This is a genomic window from Pseudomonas fragi (assembly GCF_025426255.1).
GTDB lineage: Bacteria > Pseudomonadota > Gammaproteobacteria > Pseudomonadales > Pseudomonadaceae > Aquipseudomonas > Aquipseudomonas kulmbachensis.
The window spans coordinates 2,624,408-2,642,980 of record NZ_CP104861.1 but is presented as its reverse complement, the minus strand read 5'-3'; the positions used below and the strand labels follow the sequence as shown (position 1 = coordinate 2,642,980).

The window sequence follows — 18,573 nt, the reverse complement described above, 5'->3', positions numbered from 1 at the left end:
CAAAACTAACTATTTAGTACAAAGATGTTTCGGACATTTCCCGGTCTGTCGATCTGACCTGCTCGGGGTCTTGACGCTCTGCAGAAACTCCGGTCACGCCTGCGCCTGCTTTTCAAGCAGCTACAGTTAAAGGCAATGCCCTCCCCCAACCGTTCATGCATCAATAGGGTCATGCACCATGATTAAATCTCAACCTACGGCAGCTGTAAGCCGTTGGCCCATCTGGGTCGCCGCTCTCGGTGTGCTGGTCTTCGGACTGCTGTTTATAGCCGGTGGCGGTTATCTAGCCACGCTCGGAGGCAGCCTTTATTTCCTGCTTGCGGGCCTTGGCATGCTCGTCTCCTCCGTGTTGCTGTTTAAACAGCGCCTGTCAGGTGCCTGGCTGTTCGCCGCAGTGATGGTAGCCAGTATTATCTGGGCGCTGATGGATGCCGGGCTGGTGTTCTGGCCACTGGTTTCACGCCTGTTTGCCCTGGCCGTGCTGAGCCTGGTGGTCGCGCTGGTTTACCCGACACTGCTCAAAGCCAATGGCCTGAGCGGTAACGGGGGTTACGGGCTGAGTGCTGTACTGGCCGTGGCCATCGTTGCCGGTGCCTGGGGAATGTTTCAGCCTCACGCTTCGGTATCGCCTACCGGTGACGGCCCTGGCCTGACCAAGGTCGATCCGGCCAAGGCCCAGAAAGACTGGGCACATTACGGTAACGACGAGGGTGGCAGCCGCTTTGCAGCGTTGGACCAGATCAACCGCAGCAACGTTTCCAAACTGGTTCCGGCCTGGACCTACCAGACCGGTGATGTAGCCATCAGTAATGGTAACGGCGCGGAAGACCAGATGACCCCGCTGCAAGTGGGTGACAAGGTATTTATCTGTACCCCGCACAACAACCTCATCGCTCTGGATGCCGACACGGGTAAAGAGTTGTGGAAAAACAACATCAATGCCAAGTCGGCTGTCTGGCAGCGTTGCCGTGGCCTGGCCTATTTTGACGCCACTGCCGCAGTCACCCAGCCAACCGATGGCAGCACTCCTGCCGCCGCTGTGACAGTTGCTCCCGGCGCTGCGTGCCAGCGTCGCCTGCTGACCAACACCATTGATGCGCGCCTGATTGCTGTGGACGCAGACACCGGCAAGTTCTGCCAGGACTTCGGCACCAATGGCCAGGTTGATCTCAAGGCCGGGCTTGGCAATGTGCCTGACTCCTACTACCAGTTGTCGTCGGCGCCATTGATGGCGGGCACCACAGTGGTGGTTGGCGGCCGTGTTGCCGATAACGTGCAGACCGATATGCCTGGCGGCGTCATCCGTGGTTTCGACGTGGTCACAGGCGCCATGCGCTGGGCTTTTGACCCGGGCAACCCGCAAGACAAACAAGCGCCGTCTGACGGCAAGACCTATGTTCGCAGCACGCCTAACAGCTGGGCGCCGATGTCTTATGACCCGCTGATGAACACTGTGTTTTTGCCGATGGGCAGTTCGTCCACCGATATCTACGGTGTGGAGCGTACGGCGCTGAATCACAAGTACGGCGCATCCGTATTGGCGCTTAACGCCACCACCGGCGATGAAAAGTGGGTTTATCAGACCGTCCACAATGATCTGTGGGACTTCGACCTGCCGATGCAACCAAGCTTGATCGACTTCGCTAAGCCTGACGGCAGCAAGGTGCCCGCGCTGGTGATTGGCACCAAGGCTGGCCAGATCTTTGTGCTTGATCGCCACACCGGCCAGCCTCTGACCAAAGTTGAAGAAGTACCGGTAAAAGCATCGAACATCCCGAATGAACCTTACTCGCTGACTCAGCCAAAATCCGTGGGCATGCCGCAGATTGGCGCGCAGACCCTGACTGAGTCGGACATGTGGGGCGCAACCCCATTCGACCAGATGCTGTGCCGTATTTCGTTCAAGAAAATGCGTTACGAAGGTTTGTACACCGCACCGGGCACCGATGTTTCGCTCAGCTTCCCCGGTTCACTGGGCGGCATGAACTGGGGCAGTCTGTCGACTGATCCGGTACACGGCTTTATCTTCGTCAACGATATGCGTCTGGGCTTGTGGATACAGATGGTGCCGCAGCAAAAAGAGGCTGTTGCCAACTCCGGTGGCGAAGCGCTGAACACTGGTATGGGCGCAGTACCGCTCAAAGGCACGCCATATGCCGTAAACAAGAACCGCTTCCTGTCGGTGGCAGGTATTCCGTGCCAGGCGCCGCCTTTCGGGACGCTGACGGCCATCGACATGAAAACTCAGAAGATCGCTTGGCAAGTACCGGTAGGTACTGTGCAGGATACCGGTCCTCTGGGTATCAAGATGGGCCTGAAACTACCAATCGGTATGCCGACTCTCGGCGGTACGCTGTCCACTCAAGGTGGCCTGGTGTTTATCGCAGGGACGCAGGACTACTACTTGCGCGCCTTTAACTCGGCCAATGGTGAAGAAGCCTGGAAAGCCCGTCTGCCGGTCGGCAGCCAGGGCGGCCCGATGACATTTGTCTCGCCTAAAACCGGCAAGCAATACATCGTCATCACGGCTGGTGGAGCCCGCCAGTCGAATGATCGCGGTGACTACGTAATCGCTTACGCGCTGCCTGACAGCCAGTAAGCGTTAGTTCCAATGGGAGCTGGCCTGCCAGCGATGCAGACGGCGGAGTGTTTCAGACACTCCGCCGTGATGCCATCACCGGCAGGCAGGCTCACACACTAGCTGATTCCAGCTGCCTTGCTCAGCAACACCCGCGTCACACGCCGCTCTTCAACTTCGACTACGGTCATGTTCCAGCCTTCCCATGTCAGCTTGTCGCCAACCATTGGCAGGCGATCCAGCAAACTCATGACCATCCCGGCCAGCGTCTGGTAGTCATCCGTTGCCTTGGCCGCAAAGCCGATGTGCTGACGGATTTGGCTCAAGTTCAAGCCGCCACTGACCAGATAACCGTCCTCTTGGGCAACGATATTCGGCCCTTCTATTTCGCTGGCATCCGGCAGCTCACCGGCGATGGATTCCAGGATGTCGGTCATGGTCAACAGGCCGATAAAATCACCGAACTCGTTGATGACGAACGCGATATGCGTCGACTCTTTGCGCATCTGCTCCAGCGCATTGAGGATCGTAAAACTGTCCAGCAGGTTGACGGCCTTGCGCGCCATTGCTTCCAGGTCAGGTTGATGACCTGCCAGCAGCTCTTTGAGCAGCTCCTTTTTATGGACAAAACCCAGCGGTTCATCAACCCGTCCGTCCCGGATCAAGGGCAGTCGGGAGTACGACGAGTGCATCAGAGTCGTGCGGATGGTCTCTGCCGAATCGGCCAGGTCGATATGGTCGATCTCGGCCCGTGGCGTCATCACCGTGCGAATCGGGCGTTCTGCCAGTTGCAGTACACCACTGATCATCACCCGCTCGCGCCGATGGAAGACTTCCTGGTCATTGCCGCCCTCTAGCATGTCGGCAATCTCCTCCCCCACTTCATCCGCGCTCAGGGTGCGACCGCCGAGCAAACGCATGACCGCATGGGCCGTACGCTCGCGCATTGGGCGCAGGCCCTGCACGCTTTTCTTGCGCCGTGCGCGGGCGATCTGGTTCAGCACTTCGATCAGGATCGAGAAACCAATGGCTGCGTACAGATAGCCTTTAGGGATATGGAAGCCCAAGCCCTCGGCGGTCAGGCTGAAGCCGATCATCATCAGGAAGCCAAGGCACAGCATGATCACTGTCGGGCGACTGTTGACGAAGTGGGTCAGCGGCTTGCTGGCAATAATCATCAGGCCAATCGAGAACACCACGGCAATCATCATCACCGACAGATGTTCAACCATGCCCACCGCGGTAATCACCGCATCCAGGGAAAACACTGCGTCGAGCACCACAATCTGCGCCACGATCGGCCAGAACATGGCATAGCCCATCCCCGACGAACGCTCGGCCACATGCCCTTCGAGCCGCTCATGCAACTCCATGGTGGCCTTGAACAACAGGAACAAACCACCGAACAGCATGATCAGGTCACGGCCAGAGAACGCTTTGTCGAAGACCTCAAACAGAGGCTGTGTCAGCGTCACCATCCACGAGATGCTGGCCAGCAGGCCCAAGCGCATCACCAGCGCCAGCGTAAGACCAATGACGCGCGCACGGTCGCGCTGCTCCGGTGGCAGCTTGTCAGCCAGGATGGCAATAAACACCAGGTTATCAATGCCCAGTACCAGTTCCAGCACAATCAGGGTCAACAGGCCGAGCCAGGCCGTGGGATCTGCAATCCATTCCATAGGTATCAGTCAATCTCACGAAGGTTCAGGGTTAACGAAAAACGCGCACAGACAAGCGCAGCAACAGATGTGCTGTCGAAGAACGGAGGGCTGGAGAAAGGTGGCGCGTGCTCGATAGCGATGATCAAGCGAAGAAGGGACGCAGGCTCAGAGCTGCGACTGGGTGGTTCCTTAAGGGTGTTCATACAAACCTGTAGTGAATTGGGGATGTAATCCTACAGTGATTAACCCCAATTCCTGTGAGCTGACTTATTACAAAATTTAACAAGTCCACCCGCCCCGGTGTTACTCGACTTGCTGGGCGAACCATTGCAGCACCTGCGCGCACGCCGGATGTGAGGCCGCTGCAGGTTGCAGGCACAACGAATAATTGCCCCCGGTTTTCAACGCTTCACCGAACGGAATCACCAGTACCCCGCGCTGAATCGACTCTGCCGCCAGCGTCATATCCGTTACCGCAACGCCCAGGCCACGCGCCGCTGCATCCAGCGCCAGCTCGTCCAGGTTGAAAGGGATATGCCTGTAGGCATCCAGTGGCTTGCCGTCATTCGCCGCCAGCCAGTCAATCCAGGCTTGCTGGTCGGCAGAGCGATGCAGAAGCGCAAAGCGCACCAGATCGTCCATCGACGTCAGCGGCCCCAGGCCCGGCGCGCACACCGGCACCAATGCCTCGTCAAACAGTGCCAGGCAAGCTGGATCACTCGAAGGTTCGGGCAAATAGAGAATATAGGCGTCGCTATCGCTGGCTGGTTCGACAACTTCGGTGGCCACCGTCTCGATCGACAAGGCGATGTCCGGGTGCTGCAAGTAAAAATCGCTCAGCTTTGGCAATAACCAACGTACGGCCAGGGACACATGCATGCGAATGCGAAAGGGTCGTTTCTGCGGTGACAGCCGGTCCTCAAGGGTCTTCAGTTGCTCAAGAATGGCGCGGGCGCTGACCAGCACCTGCTCGCCTTCGGCAGTCATGCGCACGTTACGGCTGGTTCTGGCGAATAGAGCAACACCGAAGTGCGCTTCAAGTTGCTGGATCTTTCGGCTGACTGCGCTTTGGGTCAGACACAAGGTTTGCGCCGCTTGGGTGAAGCTGCCCGAGTCAGCAACCTCAACCAACGCTTGCAAGCCCTGGAGTGACGGTACGTGGCGAATCTTATCCATGCGTTTTTAGAATCAATCAATGAATTTATAACGTTGGTTATATCACCAGCCCCGGCATAAATTCCAGCTATAGAGAGCGCCAACTGACAGCAGTCATGCATAACGTGCATGTATTAGCCTCGCAGAAAAGGCGTAACAACAGGCAAACGAGGTGAAACGTGAAAAATGAATGTGGCTGGATTGCTCTTGCAGGAACCTCCCCCGGCCGTGATCACCTCAAAGGCTCGGAGAAAGCCGACTGGCTGATTATTGGCGCAGGTATCACCGGATTGAGTGCGGCCCATTCACTGGCTGAACTGCATCCTGAAGCGCGCATCGTAGTTGTCGACCGCCAGCGCGCGGCTCAAGGCGCTTCTGCGCGCAATTCCGGGTATGCCGTGGCCCACGAAAATCCGGGCGATGATGAGTTGATAGGCAAGAGCGGCTTTGCCGGGTTTGCGGTGGACTCTTCGATTGGTCAGGCGGCTGGCGATGAAGTACGCATGCGTATTGCTCGTCATGGCATCGACTGCGAGTACCGGGATTGCGGTTACTACTTCGCGGTCAACGATCCGCGCAAGTTGAGCCATGTCGACGCCAAGCTCAAAACCCTCAACGCGGTGGGCGCGTCTGCACAGTTTCTGCAAGGCGAGCAACTGGCACAAAAGCTCGGCACTCGGCATTACCAGGCCGCAATCTGGTGCGGCAATGGCAACGCGTTGTTGCAGCCCGCCAAGTATGTCAAAGGTTTGCTGGATGCATTGCCGGCCAATGTCACCGTCTTTGAGAACACCGAAATTACCGGACTGGAACGCTTGAGTGGCGGACGTATTCGAGCCAATGGCACCCAGGGCAGCATCGAGGCCAGCCAGGTGTTGGTGTGCCTGAATGCCTTTATTCCCCGCGCCGGGATCGATAGCAGCGCGACCTTTGCGATGGAGCTCAGCGCCAGCCTGACCCGTCCTTTGACCGACAAGGAATACCAGGCTATCGGCGGTGTGGAGCCGTGGGGCGTGCTATCGACCCGCCCATTGGGCGCTACGGTACGGCTGACCCCGGATCGTCGGGTGATGATCCGCAACACAGCGGAATACCGCACCAGGGATCTATCCAGCAGTGATCTGTTGCAGCGTCGAAAACACCACGTACTGGGCTTGCAGCGTCGCTTCCCCGGTCTTGGCGAGCAAGATATTCACTACACCTGGACCGGGCATCTGAGTGCTACCCGCAGTGGGCAGCCTTACTTTGCCAAAGTGGAAGAAGGCATTTACGCCGTAGCTGGCTGCAATGGCTCCGGCGTAGCCCGCGGCACCCTGTGGGGGCGTCTGCTTGCCGAAGTGGCATCCGGTGTCAGTTCCCCCCTGTTGCAATCGGTCATGGACAGAGCCCAACCAGGCTGGCTCCCGCCGCGCCCGTTCTTCGATATCGGTGCGGTGTTACGAATGCGCATGGAAGCCGTCAGGGCCAAGACAGAAATCTAAAAACTCTCACACCACAAAAGAATAAAAGCTCCTTGAAAAGGTGATTGAACATGCACATCAACACGATTTCCCTGGCGGTAATGCTTGCGGCGTTCTCGACAGTCAGCCATGCGGCCGAGAGCGTCAACATTTCCAACTGGAACGGCTATATCGCCGACGACACCCTGACCACCTTTACCAAGGAAACAGGGATCAAGGCCACATACGACATCCATGACAGTAACGAAGTGCTGGAGTCCAAGTTGATGACCGGCAATACCGGTTATGACGTGGTCAGCCCGTCCAACCACTTTCTGTCCCGGCTGATCAAGGCCGGTGCCATCCAGAAGCTTGACCGGAGCCAACTGCCCAACTGGAAAAACCTTGACCCGGTGTTGATGAAAAAACTGGAAGTGAACGACCCCGGCAACCAGTACGGCTACCCCTACATGTGGGGTACGGCGGGGATTGGTTACAACGTAGAGAAGATCAAGGCGATCTTTGGCACGACTGATGTGACCCGCTCCTGGAGCCTGTTTTTTGATGAAAACAACATCAAGAAACTCAGCCAGTGTGGCGTAGCGATTATCGACAACCCGACCCAGGTGTTGCCGATCACCCTTAACTACCTGGGCTTGCCACCGCATAGCCACGAGCCTGATGACTACAAAAAAGCCGAGCAGGCGCTGTTAAAAATTCGGCCATATGTTCAGTACTTTCACGCTTCCAAGTACATCAGCGATCTGGCCAACGGCAATATCTGCGCGGTGATCGGTTTTAACGGTGACGTGGTGCAGGCAGCAGCCAGCGCCAAGGAAGCCAAAAACGGGATCGATATCGCTTATTCAATCCCCAAGGAAGGCTCAACCTTGTGGCTGGATATGGTGGTCATGCCCAAAAGCGCGCCCCATGAGAAGAATGCCTACACCTACATGAACTACCTGCTGACCCCGCAAGTGATTGCCAATATCAGCAACCATATCCACTACGCCAACCCTAACCAGGCGGCGGATGTCTATCTGTCGCCAGAGGTCAAGCAAGACCCGGCGATCTACCCTTCCAAGGAAGTGATAGACACGCTGTTCACCGTGGAAGACTTGCCAGCCAAAATCGCACGCCTGAGCACACGCTTGTGGACCAAGCTTAAAACCAATACTTGAGGCATTGAGTGTGTGGGAGCGAGCCTGCTCGCGATGGCTTCCCCCCTCGGGGCATTGCCTGCATCGCGAGCAGGCTCGCTCCAACCAGTATCAAGATTGTGCTCTTACAGCAAAAACCGGTCTGTCACATTGCGCCGCTCGTTGTCATCACGCACGTCATAGCTGACGGTGGTGGCAATGTTGGCGTGGTGGGCCAGTTTTTGCGCGATCGATACATCGTACTCTTCGATAACCCGGGTGATAAACGAGCGGCGAAAGTCGTGGGGCATGATGTCCACCCCTACCTGCTTGCCCCGCTGTTTGGCGATGTAGTAAATCGCATGTTTGGTTATGCGCTCGCGGGTGATGTGATTGCCACGGCGGATGCGATTAAACAGAAACTCGTCATCACTGACCCCCTCCGGCAAGTTCGCCCGCCGAAACGCCAGCCAGGCTTCAAGCTTTTCAAAGGCCCAGGCCGGGGCGAACTTGATCAACTCCTTGTTGCCCTTGCCCAACACCTGCAGGCTGCGTTGCGCTACATCGACCTGCCATAGATCCATGTTCACCGACTCGGACTTGCGCATCCCCGAGCCATACAAAATCGCAATGATCGCTGCGTCCCTCAGCCCTTGCGGGCGCGGGTCTGCGGCACACACATCCATCAGTTCACGAATCAGGTTGCGCCGCAGGTTACGGCCCTTGACCAGGCGCGAGCCACCGCCCGCCTTTACTGCGCGAACCTTGAGCAAATGGTCCTGGGTAATCAGATTTTGCTGCCATGCCTGATTCATCACGCCGCGAATGGCATTCACATACAGTGATGAGGTGTTGGGGGCGTAACCGTCCTCCCGCAACGCCGCTACCAGAGCGGTGATGTGCCCCGGTTGCAATTGGTGCCAAGGGAAATCATCGATCGCCACATCTTCAACGCCCAGGCGATCCGCCGCGTCCTGCAATACATAGCGCATGGTCTGGCGGCTGGACGGTGCAAGGCGCTGAAGATAAAGCGCAACAGGGGCTTGAACCTGATTTAACTCAATGGCTGAAACCAGCGTTACGGCAGGGTCAATAGTCGACAAAAGCACTCTCGATACGGGTTGAAACACGACCTAATATAACCCATACCCATGATAATTCAGCGCAGTTATAGCGTTTTGATCAGCGTTCAAATCCCCGCGCCAGCATCAGGGCCACGCCCAACAACATCAGCGCCGTTGCCCTTTGCAGCAACACCTGGCGCGACGGGCTCTGCAGGACTCGCCGAATACGCTGACCGAAGTAGCAATACAGGCAGCCGCTGGCGAACTGCAACAGTAAAAAAGCCAGCCCCAGCACCACCAGATCCTGCGCCCTGGTAGCACTGTCCTGCCCTGCAAACTGCGGAAATACCGCACTGAACATGACGATGGTTTTCGGATTGGAAAAGCCAGTGAGCAACCCCTTGCCAAAACGCCCCTTGAAACCGCTGTCCAGGGTTGCCGTACGTTCCAGCGCCAGCCCGTTACTGGTCCATTGCCGCCAGGCCAGATACAGCAGATAGGCAACGCCTATGTACTGCAACAGCTGACTGATCAGTGGGTTGCCCTTGATCAGTTCTGCAAAGCCGACGGCGAAAATCAGGATCGACACCAGATACGCCGCACTGGCGCCCAGTTGCACCGGCATCGAACGCTTCAAGCCTTCCTGCATGCCAAAACCCATCAATAGCAGGGTCATGGGCCCGGGGCTAAAGGTCATTGTGGCGCAGAAAATCAGAAAATAAGAAAACGAAACAAGTGTCAGTTGGGTGGCCATTTCGATTGTTACATCCCGCAATCAACGCTCGAACCTATGCGAGCGACACCGCAGTCTAGGCAGGGCGCAACAGAATGGGCAGATGAACCACCGGCAAACTTTACCGACCTTTACTGGTAACATGACCGGCAAAGTCTGAGGCCCTGTATGCACCTACCTACCGTTTCGTTCCAGCCTGGAATTCCCAAGGTCCAGCAGATCGTTGATGCCCTGAGCGAGGCCATCGACAGCGGCCTGCTCAGCGCCGGCAGCAAGCTGCCCTCTGCGCGAGTGATGACCGAGCACTGGGGCGTGAGCAAATTCACCCTGATTGAAGCCCTTGATCGCCTGCGTGGGCACAACCGCATCACCTCCAGTCAGGGCCTTGGTTACTTTGTCGTGGCAAAACCTGTACCGCCACGGGGGGCCGGGCTTGATTTGTTGCCACAGGATTTGACCAGTGTGTTGCGCCGCTCCCTGATCAACGCCAGCAGCGCCTTGCGTCCGGGCGGCGGGCACTTGCCGGAAAGCTGGCTGCAAACCAGCTCCATGGGCGCCAGCGTGCGTCAGATCAGTCGCTCGCCCGCCCTGCAACTGGCCAGCTATGGAGACCCGGCAGGCTATTTGCCGTTGCGTCTGGCCTTGCAGCAAAAACTCTCGGGGCAAGGTATCGAGGTGCCTGTCGAGCAGATCATCACCACCGCCAATACCGTGCAGGGGCTGGACATGCTGCTGCGCTTGCGTATCCGGCCCGGCGATACGGTGCTGTTGGATGCGCCCTGCTACTTCAACTTTCACGCAAACCTGAGCCTGCATGGTGCCCGTATCGTCACCGTTGACCGCACCGCACAGGGTCTTGACCTGCAAGCGCTGGAGCAGATCCTGATCGAGCAGCGCCCCAGTCTGTATATAACCACCAGCCTGCTACACAACCCCACCGGGCACTCCTTTTCGCCGGGGCAGGCCTATGGCTTGCTGGAACTGGCCAAGCGCTATGACTGCCATATCATCGAAGACGATCTCTACGGCGATTTGCACCCCGGCCCGCCGCCGCGACTGGTTGCGTTGGCCGGGGTGCAACACGTGACCTACCTCAGTGGCTTTTCGAAAACCCTCAGCGCAAATCTACGGGTCAGTTTTGTGGTTGCCGCGCCACAAGTAGCCGCCAACCTGACGCAAATGAAGCTGATGTGTGGCGGCATCACCGCGCAAATGCTTGAACAGGTGGTGGCTGCGATGCTCAACGACGGCAGTTATCACAAACACCGTAAGCGCATGGTGCAAGGCCTGCAGACCTGCGGGGCAAAGGTTGCCGGGTGGTTGCAACGGCTCGGTTTTACCCTCGACCACCCCTACGAAGGCGGCTTGTTTATTTGGGCGACCTTGCCACCGGGTTTCGATGCGCAAACCCTGGCCCGGCAGGCATTGGCCCAGGACGTGGTACTGGCTCCGGGCAGTTTGTTCGGCCACGATCTTGCATTGCAACGCTTGCTGCGTTTCAACGTAGCTCATACCGACCAGCCGGGGGTCATGGCCGCCGTTGAGGCCTTGCTCGCTAGCGCAGCTTGAGCGGATCAACCAATCCTGCCGCGATGGCCATGCCTACCAGGTCCGGCAAATGCTGCGCCTGCATGCGCTTCATCACCCTGGAGCGATACAGGTCGATGGTCTTGGGACTTACCGCCAGTTGCTCGGCAATTTCACGGGTGGTATAGCCCTTGACCAGAGGCAGAAATACATCCCGCTCCCTGGGTGTCAGGCTCTGCAGGCGCGCTTCAAGTTCCGTTTGTTCCTGGCCAGCGCTTTGCTGCACATTACCGGTGCTCAATGCCTGCTGGACGCTGTCGAGCAGCAACTGCTGGTTATAGGGCTTTTCGATAAAGTCATGGGCGCCAGCCTTGAAGGCACGGACCACAATGGGTACATCGGCATGCCCGCTGACAAAGATCACCGGCATCTTGATCCCGCGCTCCTGCAGGGCCTGCTGCACATTGAGCCCGCCCATTGCCGGCATTCGAATATCCAGTACTACACAGGCATTGAGCGCGGGATTGCAGGCATCGAGAAAGGCTTGCCCACCGGTAAACGCCTGGGCATTCAGGCCCACGGACTCCAGCAGCCAGACCGTCGAGTCGAGCATGCCCTGATCGTCATCCACCACGTACACCACAGACCGGGTTTGGGTTGTCATGTTTATTCTCTTGTTGGTTTGAGTGAAGCCATCAACGGCAATCTGCAGCACATCAATAAACCTACGGGTTGTGGCCTGGCCTCGAGTTCTCCGCCAAAGCCTTCAATGATGCTGCGACTCATCGACAACCCCAGCCCCAGCCCGTCTACCTTGCTGGTGTAAAACGGGGTAAACAGTTGCTCAAGCTGCTCGGCACTGACTCCGGGGCCTTGATCCTGCACGCTGATCAGCAGTGCCCCGCCTGCAATTGCCTGAGCCTGCAAAGTGATATTTGAAGCCTGCCCAGGATGCTGCTCGTTGTTGGCGTCTATGGCATTGCGCAGCAAGTTGAGCAGTACTTGCTCCAGCAGCACGCGGTCGGCGTAGACCAGCGCCAGGTTGTCCGGCAATTGCTGCTCGATGTTTACGTTACGCTCGCGGGCTTCCCAGGCGCACAGACTTACGGCCTGACGCGCCACCTCACTGACATCCAGCGCTTGCAGGTTACGTCGACCTTTGCGCAAAAAGCCGCGCAGGCGCTTGATCACTTCGCAAGCGTGGTGGGCATGCAGGTTGATCCGCTCCAGCCCCTGTGCCACTCGCTCTACGGCCTGGGGATTAGTGCCCAGGGTTTGCAGATAACGTTGGCTGGCATTGGCGTAATTGACCACGGCCGCCAGTGGCTGATTGATTTCATGGGCTATCCCGGAGGCCAGTTCACCAAGGGTGATGAGTCGCGCCGTGTGGGCCATTTCGTCCTGATGATGACGTTGTTGGGCTTCGCGCAGTTCGCGCTCACGCATATCCCTCGCCACCAGCGAGAAGAACCGCTCACCGGCGGTCGAACGATGGGCCAGCAATAGCAGCGACACCGGCACCGAGGGTTCGCCGTTCAAGGGCAGTACGCGGGCTTCACTGCTCCACAACCCATGTTTTTCGGCGCTGCTCCAACCGCTGGCTTCGAGCGTCTCCAAGGTTTGCGCGGTCAGGAACCCGCTTAGCGAAGGCATTCCCTGTGCAGGCAGCAAGCCGAGGATGCGCCGCGCCGCCGGATTGAGATAGGACACCCCGCCAGCGGGATCAATAAACAACACCGGATCGGGGTTGGCCTCGACCACATCCGCCAGCCGCCGCTTGTTTTCTTCGGCCTGAATGCGCGCGGTGATATCCCGCGACACACTGACCACTTCCACCACGGCCCCGGTATAGGTCTCGCGAATTGCCCGGCTCGCCGTTTCGAACCACAGGTAATGCCCCGCGTGATGGCGAATGCGATAAGTCATGGTGTGATAGCCATCGAGCTGCAGGGCATCACGGGCCTGGCGCAGTGCTTGTTTCAGGTCGTGAGAGTGAAACAGGCGCTGCGCCAGGGTGCCGCGTAGGGCCTCGGGCCAATAACCGAGCAAGGTCCAGGACGCCGGAGACGCATCGAGAAAACGCCCGTCAGGGGTATGACGCGAGATCAGGTCCGTGGTGTTTTCGGTAATCAGCCGATACAGACGCCGGGCCTTGGCCGCTTCACGCCCCTCGCGCAATTCGGCACTCGCCTCACGCCCACGCGCCACCACGTATTGGCTGTCGGGGTCGGGGATCAATGTCCACAGCCAGATCTGTTGGTTGCATTGCGCCTCTACCTGCTCAATGGCTCTGCCCTGTTGCAGGCAGGCACGCACCAGCTCGGGCAGGTTGCCTGGCAACAAGGTGATCGCGTAGCTCAGCGCCTTGCCCGCCAGCAGGTCGATCAACGCCCGGTTTGCTTTTAGCGGCAAGCCGTCTGCGTCGAGGATTACAGTGGGTTGAGGATCGTGGATCAGCAGGGAAAGCGGCATTCGGCATCCTGGCGTCTGGGCGATATTTTTTAATATAGTACAACTACTATAGTGCTTAGGTATTACTTCCATATCAAACGCAGAGTGAGCTATAAGTCAGACCGGACATAAAACTGACCCGCTCGCCACCGGCAGAACGGGCAGCCACAGAGCTAACAATCAGCCACCGGAATGACCCTCATGTCGATTTTTGAGCACGGCCTTGAGCCGACTGCCGTAAACCATATAGCCCTGTCCCCGCTGGGTTTTATCGAACGCACCGCCAGTGTCTACCCCGACTACCCTGCCGTGATTCATGGCTCCATTCGCCGCACTTGGGCGCAGACCTACAGCCGTTGCCGCCGCCTGGCCTGTGCACTGGCCGGGCGCGGAATTGGTCAAGGCGATACCGTGGCGGTGATGTTGCCCAATATTCCGGCGATGCTTGAAGCGCATTTCGCGGTGCCCATGATTGGCGCCGTGCTCAATGCCCTCAACGTGCGCCTCGACGCCGAAGCCATCGCCTTTATGCTGGCTCACGGCGAAGCCAAGGTATTGATTGCCGACCGTGAGTTCCATGACGTGGTCCACGCTGCCGTGGCCATGCTTGACCATCCGCCGCTGATCATTGACGTGGACGACCCCGAGTATGGCGAAGGCCAACCGGTCAGCCTGCTGGATTATGAAGCACTGCTCGCGGAAGGCGACCCCGACTATGACTGGCAGTGGCCCGCGGATGAGTGGCAGGCGATTGCCCTGAACTACACCTCCGGCACCACCGGTAACCCCAAGGGCGTGGTGTATCACCATCGCGGCGCTTACCTCAATTCCCTGGGCAACCAGATGGTCTGGGCCATCGGCAACCATCCGGTGTATCTGTGGACCTTGCCGATGTTCCACTGCAACGGCTGGTGTTACCCATGGATCATCACCGCCCTGGCCGGTGTGCACGTGTTTTTGCGTCGAGTAGACCCGCAAAAAATCCTCAATCTGATTCGTGAACATCAGGTCACGCATTTGTGCGGCGCGCCGATTGTGCTCAATGCGCTGGTCAATATGCCCGAGTCCGCCAAGGCCGCCATCGACCACCCGGTGCATGCGATGGTTGCAGGCGCGGCGCCACCGGCCAAAGTGATTGGTGCCGTGGAAGAAATGGGGATCAAGGTGACCCATGTCTATGGCCTCACCGAGGTCTATGGCCCGGTGACCATCTGTGCCTGGCATGACAAGTGGGATGAACAGCCCCTCGCCGAGCGGGCACAGATCAAATCCCGCCAGGGCGTGCGCTACCCTACGCTGGAAGGGGTGATGGTAGCCGACCCGAAAACCCTGATCCCCACGCCCCGTGACGGCGAGACCATGGGTGAGATTTTCATGCGCGGCAACACGGTGATGAAGGGCTACCTGAAAAACCCCAGCGCCACGGCCGAGGCCTTCGAGGGTGGCTGGTTTCATACCGGTGATTTGGCCGTGTGCCACCCGGATGGCTATGTCGAGATTCGTGACCGTCTCAAGGACATCATCATTTCCGGCGGCGAAAATATTTCCACGATTGAAGTTGAAGGCGTGCTGTATCGCCACCCCGGGGTAATGGAAGCGGCAGTGGTTGCCCGCCCGGACGAAAAATGGGGCGAAACGCCGTGCGCCTTTATCACCCTCAAGGCCGACCACCAGCAGGTGCGCGAGACCGAGATCATCGCTTTTTGTCGCGACCATCTGGCAGGCTTCAAAGTACCGCGTACCGTGGTGTTTACCCTGTTGCCCAAGACTTCAACGGGGAAAATCCAGAAGTACGTGCTGCGCGACATGGCCAAAGCGCTTTAACCATCATGTATAGCCGCTGCGCAGCCCATCGCTGCCTCGTGCCTCGCCAGCGGCTACCCAATACGTAACAACGAGGTTCTTATGCCTGAATTCAATGCCCCGCTTCGCGACATGCGCTTTGTCCTGCACGAAGTATTCGAAGCCCCTGCGCTTTGGGCCCGGCTGCCAGTACTGGCTGACCATGTGGATGCCGACACCGCCGATGCAATTCTCGAAGAAGCAGCCAAAGTCACCGGCCAATTGATTGCCCCGCTCAACCGCAGTGGCGACGAGGAAGGCGCACAGTGGCAAGCCGGTCAGGTCAGTACGCCCAAAGGCTTTAAGTCAGCCTATGACACCTATATCGAAGGTGGCTGGGTTGGGTTGTCGGGCAGCCCGGAGTTTGGCGGCCTTGGCATGCCGAAAATGCTCGCGGTGCAATTCGAAGAAATGCTCTACGGCGCCAACTCCAGCTTTGCCCTGTACTCGGCACTCACCAGTGGTGCCTGCTTGGCCATCGACGCCCATGCCAGCCATGACCTTAAAAGCACTTACTTGCCACCTCTGTATGAAGGCCGCTGGGCCGGGTCCATGTGCTTGACCGAAGCCCATTCCGGCACGGACCTGGGGATTATCCGCACCCGCGCCGAGCCGCAGGCAGACGGCAGTTTCAATATCAGCGGGAGCAAGATTTTCATCACTGGCGGCGACCAGGACCTGACCGAAAACATCATCCATCTGGTGTTGGCCAGACTGCCGGACGCGCCAGCCGGGCCACGGGGCATTTCCTTGTTTTTAGTGCCCAAGGTGCTGGTCAATGCCGATGGTTCGCTGGGGCACGGCAATGCCGTGAGCTGCGGCTCCATCGAACACAAAATGGGGATCAAGGCTTCTGCCACCTGCGTGATCAATTTTGACGCCGCTCGCGGCTGGCTGATCGGCGAAGCCAACAAGGGCCTGGCAGCCATGTTTACCATGATGAATTACGAGCGCTTGTCGATCGGCATTCAGGGTATCGGTTGCGCTGAAGCTTCCTATCAAAATGCCCGTACCTATGCCCGTGAACGCCTGCAAAGCCGTGCACCTACCGGTGCTGTGGCGCCGGACAAGATGGCTGACCCGATCATCGTTCATCCCGATGTGCGGCGCATGCTGTTGAGCATGAAGGCCATGACCGAGGGCGGTCGGGCATTTGCCAGTTATGTGGGCCAGCAATTGGACCTGGCCAAGTTCTCGACCGAGCCTCAGGAGCAACAGGAAGCCAGTGCGCTGGTGGCCTTGCTGACGCCCGTGGCCAAGGCTTTTTTCACCGACACCGGGTTCGACAGCTGCGTGCTCGGCCAGCAAGTATTCGGCGGGCACGGCTATATTCGTGAGTGGGGCCAGGAGCAACTGGTTCGAGATGTGCGCATTGCGCAGATTTATGAAGGCACCAACGGCATTCAGGCGCTGGACTTGCTGGGCCGTAAAGTGCTGGCCAATGGTGGGGTGACCTTACGCATGTTTACCGCACAGATCCGCGACTTTGCCACCCAACCCGGCAAGCCTTACGCCAGCGAGCTGCTCGAAGCCGTCCAGCGGCTTGAAGACCTCAGCGACTGGCTGCAAGCACGGGCCAGGGTCAACCCCAACGAAACGGGCGCTGCCTGTGTCGAGTATCTGCATCTGTTCGGCTATGTAGCGTACGCCTGGCTATGGGCGCGCATGGCCGATGTGGCGCAACGCTCGCTGAGCGCCGATCCGGCGTTCTACAGCGCCAAACTGGCAACCGCACGGTTCTATTTCAACCGCCTGCTGCCACGCACCTTGAGCCTTGAACAAGCAATCCGGGCCGGGAGTGATTCGCTGTTCGAACTCGACGCCGCAAACTTTTAGTCCCTTCGATAAAACGGCGGCCTGCTAAGGGCCGCCGCGTAGTGTTGCAGCATGGTCTGGGGAACTAAATGCTCAGCTCATCCAGCAGCAATACTTCACGATGTACCAGCAGCTCACCCACCGCGTGGGCCATCGCCTGATAGTGGGCAGTGGTTTTGTGGTGCTCGAAGGCCTCCATATCTGCCCAGCCTTCAATAAACACAAAGCACTCGGGGTCAGTACGATCCACGTGCAAGTCATAGAAAAGGCAGCCCGGCTCGGCTCGTGAACCTTCGACACAGGCGCGCAATGCCTGTTCGACAGTTTTGCCATGCCCTGATTTGGCACGCAACGTGGCAACAGTCTTGATGATTTGAGACATATCTACTTCCTACAGCTTTCGGTGACTTAAGCGCTCAATAGTTGCGCAATTTTATCCTTGATGAGGAGCCTTTGCTCCTTGAGCTTGCGCAGCACATCATCCGGCACACCGATTGCAGCGTTGGCTTCGGCGTCAACAACTTCGGCATCTTTTTCGCTGTACTGCACAAACAGTTGGTTCAGATGAGCGTTTTCGCTACGAAACTTGCTCACGGCCTCATTAGTAAGCCCCAAGTCCTGTAACAAGTCGTGCTTGACTGGCATATCTACACCTCATGGACGTTTCAGTAACGGGATCAGGCGCTGTGATCGAGCCCGATCAAAAATACGCGGTTCACTGTGAACCCACCTAAGCAATAGCACGCAATAGGTCACTCAGAAAGCCAAACGCTGATTATTAGTCATGCTGCCTGCCCTTTACCCGTAAACACGAGCCCGGACTTCAGAACGTCCTGAACAGCAGTCTCACCCATCGGGCGCCAATTTAATGGCTAAAAAATAGAAAGTGATATTTTTTTGACTTTTATCGCTTCTGAACATGGGTTTGGGTATTTTCAAATGCTAAGATGCTGACTTTCCTACACGAATTAAAGTGAAGTACTACTCTTGTCGACAAAGACTAGGTCGGGCTGAAATAAAATATACGGTCAGGGCTGACTTATAACTATGCCAATCGTCATTCTATTGGCGCCATAACAAAGTTAACCCTCAAGGCGATAGCTGATTGCTCCTCATGGACGACAGTACTAAACGCCTTAAAATATGCTTATCCCTGGGGGGACGTTACG

General features: G+C 57.7%; 14 protein-coding genes. 6 read left to right on the top strand and 8 right to left on the bottom strand.

Features of this window, described 5'->3' with window-relative positions; translation table 11 throughout:
- The first annotated feature begins 178 nt into the window (after positions 1-178).
- Positions 179-2,599 carry a glucose/quinate/shikimate family membrane-bound PQQ-dependent dehydrogenase gene (locus tag N7D90_RS11970; protein WP_261742355.1) on the top strand — a complete coding sequence of 807 codons (2,421 nt, stop codon included), beginning with the start codon at positions 179-181 and terminating at the stop codon, positions 2,597-2,599.
- A 98-nt stretch (positions 2,600-2,697) separates the two neighbouring features.
- Here the strand turns inward: N7D90_RS11970 and N7D90_RS11965 are convergent, their stop codons facing one another.
- Together N7D90_RS11965 and N7D90_RS11960 are read right to left on the bottom strand one after the other, a co-directional pair.
- Positions 2,698-4,257: a TerC family protein gene (locus N7D90_RS11965; protein ID WP_261742354.1), complete on the bottom strand. Its 1,560-nt coding sequence runs from the start codon at positions 4,255-4,257 to the stop codon at positions 2,698-2,700.
- Positions 4,258-4,542: 285 nt separating this feature from the next.
- On the bottom strand, positions 4,543-5,415 hold the full coding sequence (locus N7D90_RS11960) for a LysR substrate-binding domain-containing protein (protein WP_261742353.1): 873 nt from the start codon (positions 5,413-5,415) through the stop codon (positions 4,543-4,545).
- Positions 5,416-5,573: 158 nt separating this feature from the next.
- Here N7D90_RS11960 and N7D90_RS11955 point away from each other — a divergent pair, with 158 nt between their 5' ends.
- Together N7D90_RS11955 and N7D90_RS11950 are read left to right on the top strand one after the other, a co-directional pair.
- Complete coding sequence (locus tag N7D90_RS11955) at positions 5,574-6,875, top strand: NAD(P)/FAD-dependent oxidoreductase (RefSeq protein ID WP_261742352.1); 1,302 nt, start codon at positions 5,574-5,576, stop codon at positions 6,873-6,875.
- A 50-nt stretch (positions 6,876-6,925) separates the two neighbouring features.
- Positions 6,926-8,014: a polyamine ABC transporter substrate-binding protein gene (locus N7D90_RS11950; RefSeq protein WP_261742351.1), complete on the top strand. Its 1,089-nt coding sequence runs from the start codon at positions 6,926-6,928 to the stop codon at positions 8,012-8,014.
- Positions 8,015-8,118: 104 nt separating this feature from the next.
- Here N7D90_RS11950 and xerC read toward each other — a convergent pair whose 3' ends face one another.
- Together xerC and N7D90_RS11940 are read right to left on the bottom strand one after the other, a co-directional pair.
- Entirely contained in the window at positions 8,119-9,066 is a 948-nt protein-coding gene (xerC, locus tag N7D90_RS11945) for a tyrosine recombinase XerC (protein ID WP_261742429.1), read from the bottom strand.
- An 88-nt stretch (positions 9,067-9,154) separates the two neighbouring features.
- Positions 9,155-9,790: a LysE family translocator gene (locus N7D90_RS11940; protein ID WP_261742350.1), complete on the bottom strand. Its 636-nt coding sequence runs from the start codon at positions 9,788-9,790 to the stop codon at positions 9,155-9,157.
- 147 nt (positions 9,791-9,937) lie between these two features.
- On the opposite strand from N7D90_RS11940, the gene N7D90_RS11935 reads away from it, so the two are divergent.
- Positions 9,938-11,338, top strand: coding sequence for a PLP-dependent aminotransferase family protein (locus tag N7D90_RS11935; RefSeq protein WP_261742349.1), 1,401 nt, complete (start codon positions 9,938-9,940; stop codon positions 11,336-11,338).
- Here the strand turns inward: N7D90_RS11935 and N7D90_RS11930 are convergent.
- Together N7D90_RS11930 and N7D90_RS11925 are read right to left on the bottom strand one after the other, a co-directional pair.
- A complete protein-coding gene (locus N7D90_RS11930; protein WP_261742348.1) occupies positions 11,325-11,960 on the bottom strand; it encodes a response regulator transcription factor in 636 nt (211 codons plus the stop codon). The two genes, N7D90_RS11935 and N7D90_RS11930, sit on opposite strands and share 14 nt — an antisense overlap.
- 2 nt (positions 11,961-11,962) lie before the next feature.
- Entirely contained in the window at positions 11,963-13,768 is a 1,806-nt protein-coding gene (locus tag N7D90_RS11925; RefSeq protein ID WP_261742347.1) for a PAS domain S-box protein, read from the bottom strand.
- Positions 13,769-13,948: 180 nt separating this feature from the next.
- Between N7D90_RS11925 and N7D90_RS11920 the strand changes: the two genes are divergently transcribed.
- Positions 13,949-15,571 carry an acyl-CoA synthetase gene (locus N7D90_RS11920; RefSeq protein WP_261742346.1) on the top strand — a complete coding sequence of 541 codons (1,623 nt, stop codon included), beginning with the start codon at positions 13,949-13,951 and terminating at the stop codon, positions 15,569-15,571.
- 81 nt (positions 15,572-15,652) lie between these two features.
- On the top strand, positions 15,653-17,425 hold the full coding sequence (locus N7D90_RS11915; protein ID WP_261742345.1) for an acyl-CoA dehydrogenase C-terminal domain-containing protein: 1,773 nt from the start codon (positions 15,653-15,655) through the stop codon (positions 17,423-17,425).
- A 64-nt stretch (positions 17,426-17,489) separates the two neighbouring features.
- Here the strand turns inward: N7D90_RS11915 and N7D90_RS11910 are convergent, their stop codons facing one another.
- Together N7D90_RS11910 and N7D90_RS11905 are read right to left on the bottom strand one after the other, a co-directional pair.
- Entirely contained in the window at positions 17,490-17,786 is a 297-nt protein-coding gene (locus N7D90_RS11910) for a putative quinol monooxygenase (RefSeq protein WP_261742344.1), read from the bottom strand.
- 26 nt (positions 17,787-17,812) lie between these two features.
- Positions 17,813-18,049: a YdcH family protein gene (locus N7D90_RS11905; protein WP_261742343.1), complete on the bottom strand. Its 237-nt coding sequence runs from the start codon at positions 18,047-18,049 to the stop codon at positions 17,813-17,815.
- Positions 18,050-18,573 lie beyond the last annotated feature (524 nt).

Coding starts and splice junctions, on each gene's coding strand:
- N7D90_RS11970 (WP_261742355.1), top strand. CDS start 179: ATGATTAAATCTCAACCTACGGCAGCTGTAAGCCGTTGGCCCATCTGG.
- N7D90_RS11965 (WP_261742354.1), bottom strand. CDS start 4,257: ATGGAATGGATTGCAGATCCCACGGCCTGGCTCGGCCTGTTGACCCTG.
- N7D90_RS11960 (WP_261742353.1), bottom strand. CDS start 5,415: ATGGATAAGATTCGCCACGTACCGTCACTCCAGGGCTTGCAAGCGTTG.
- N7D90_RS11950 (WP_261742351.1), top strand. CDS start 6,926: ATGCACATCAACACGATTTCCCTGGCGGTAATGCTTGCGGCGTTCTCG.
- N7D90_RS11940 (WP_261742350.1), bottom strand. CDS start 9,790: ATGGCCACCCAACTGACACTTGTTTCGTTTTCTTATTTTCTGATTTTC.
- N7D90_RS11935 (WP_261742349.1), top strand. CDS start 9,938: ATGCACCTACCTACCGTTTCGTTCCAGCCTGGAATTCCCAAGGTCCAG.
- N7D90_RS11930 (WP_261742348.1), bottom strand. CDS start 11,960: ATGACAACCCAAACCCGGTCTGTGGTGTACGTGGTGGATGACGATCAG.
- N7D90_RS11925 (WP_261742347.1), bottom strand. CDS start 13,768: ATGCCGCTTTCCCTGCTGATCCACGATCCTCAACCCACTGTAATCCTC.
- N7D90_RS11920 (WP_261742346.1), top strand. CDS start 13,949: ATGTCGATTTTTGAGCACGGCCTTGAGCCGACTGCCGTAAACCATATA.
- N7D90_RS11915 (WP_261742345.1), top strand. CDS start 15,653: ATGCCTGAATTCAATGCCCCGCTTCGCGACATGCGCTTTGTCCTGCAC.
- N7D90_RS11910 (WP_261742344.1), bottom strand. CDS start 17,786: ATGTCTCAAATCATCAAGACTGTTGCCACGTTGCGTGCCAAATCAGGG.
- N7D90_RS11905 (WP_261742343.1), bottom strand. CDS start 18,049: ATGCCAGTCAAGCACGACTTGTTACAGGACTTGGGGCTTACTAATGAG.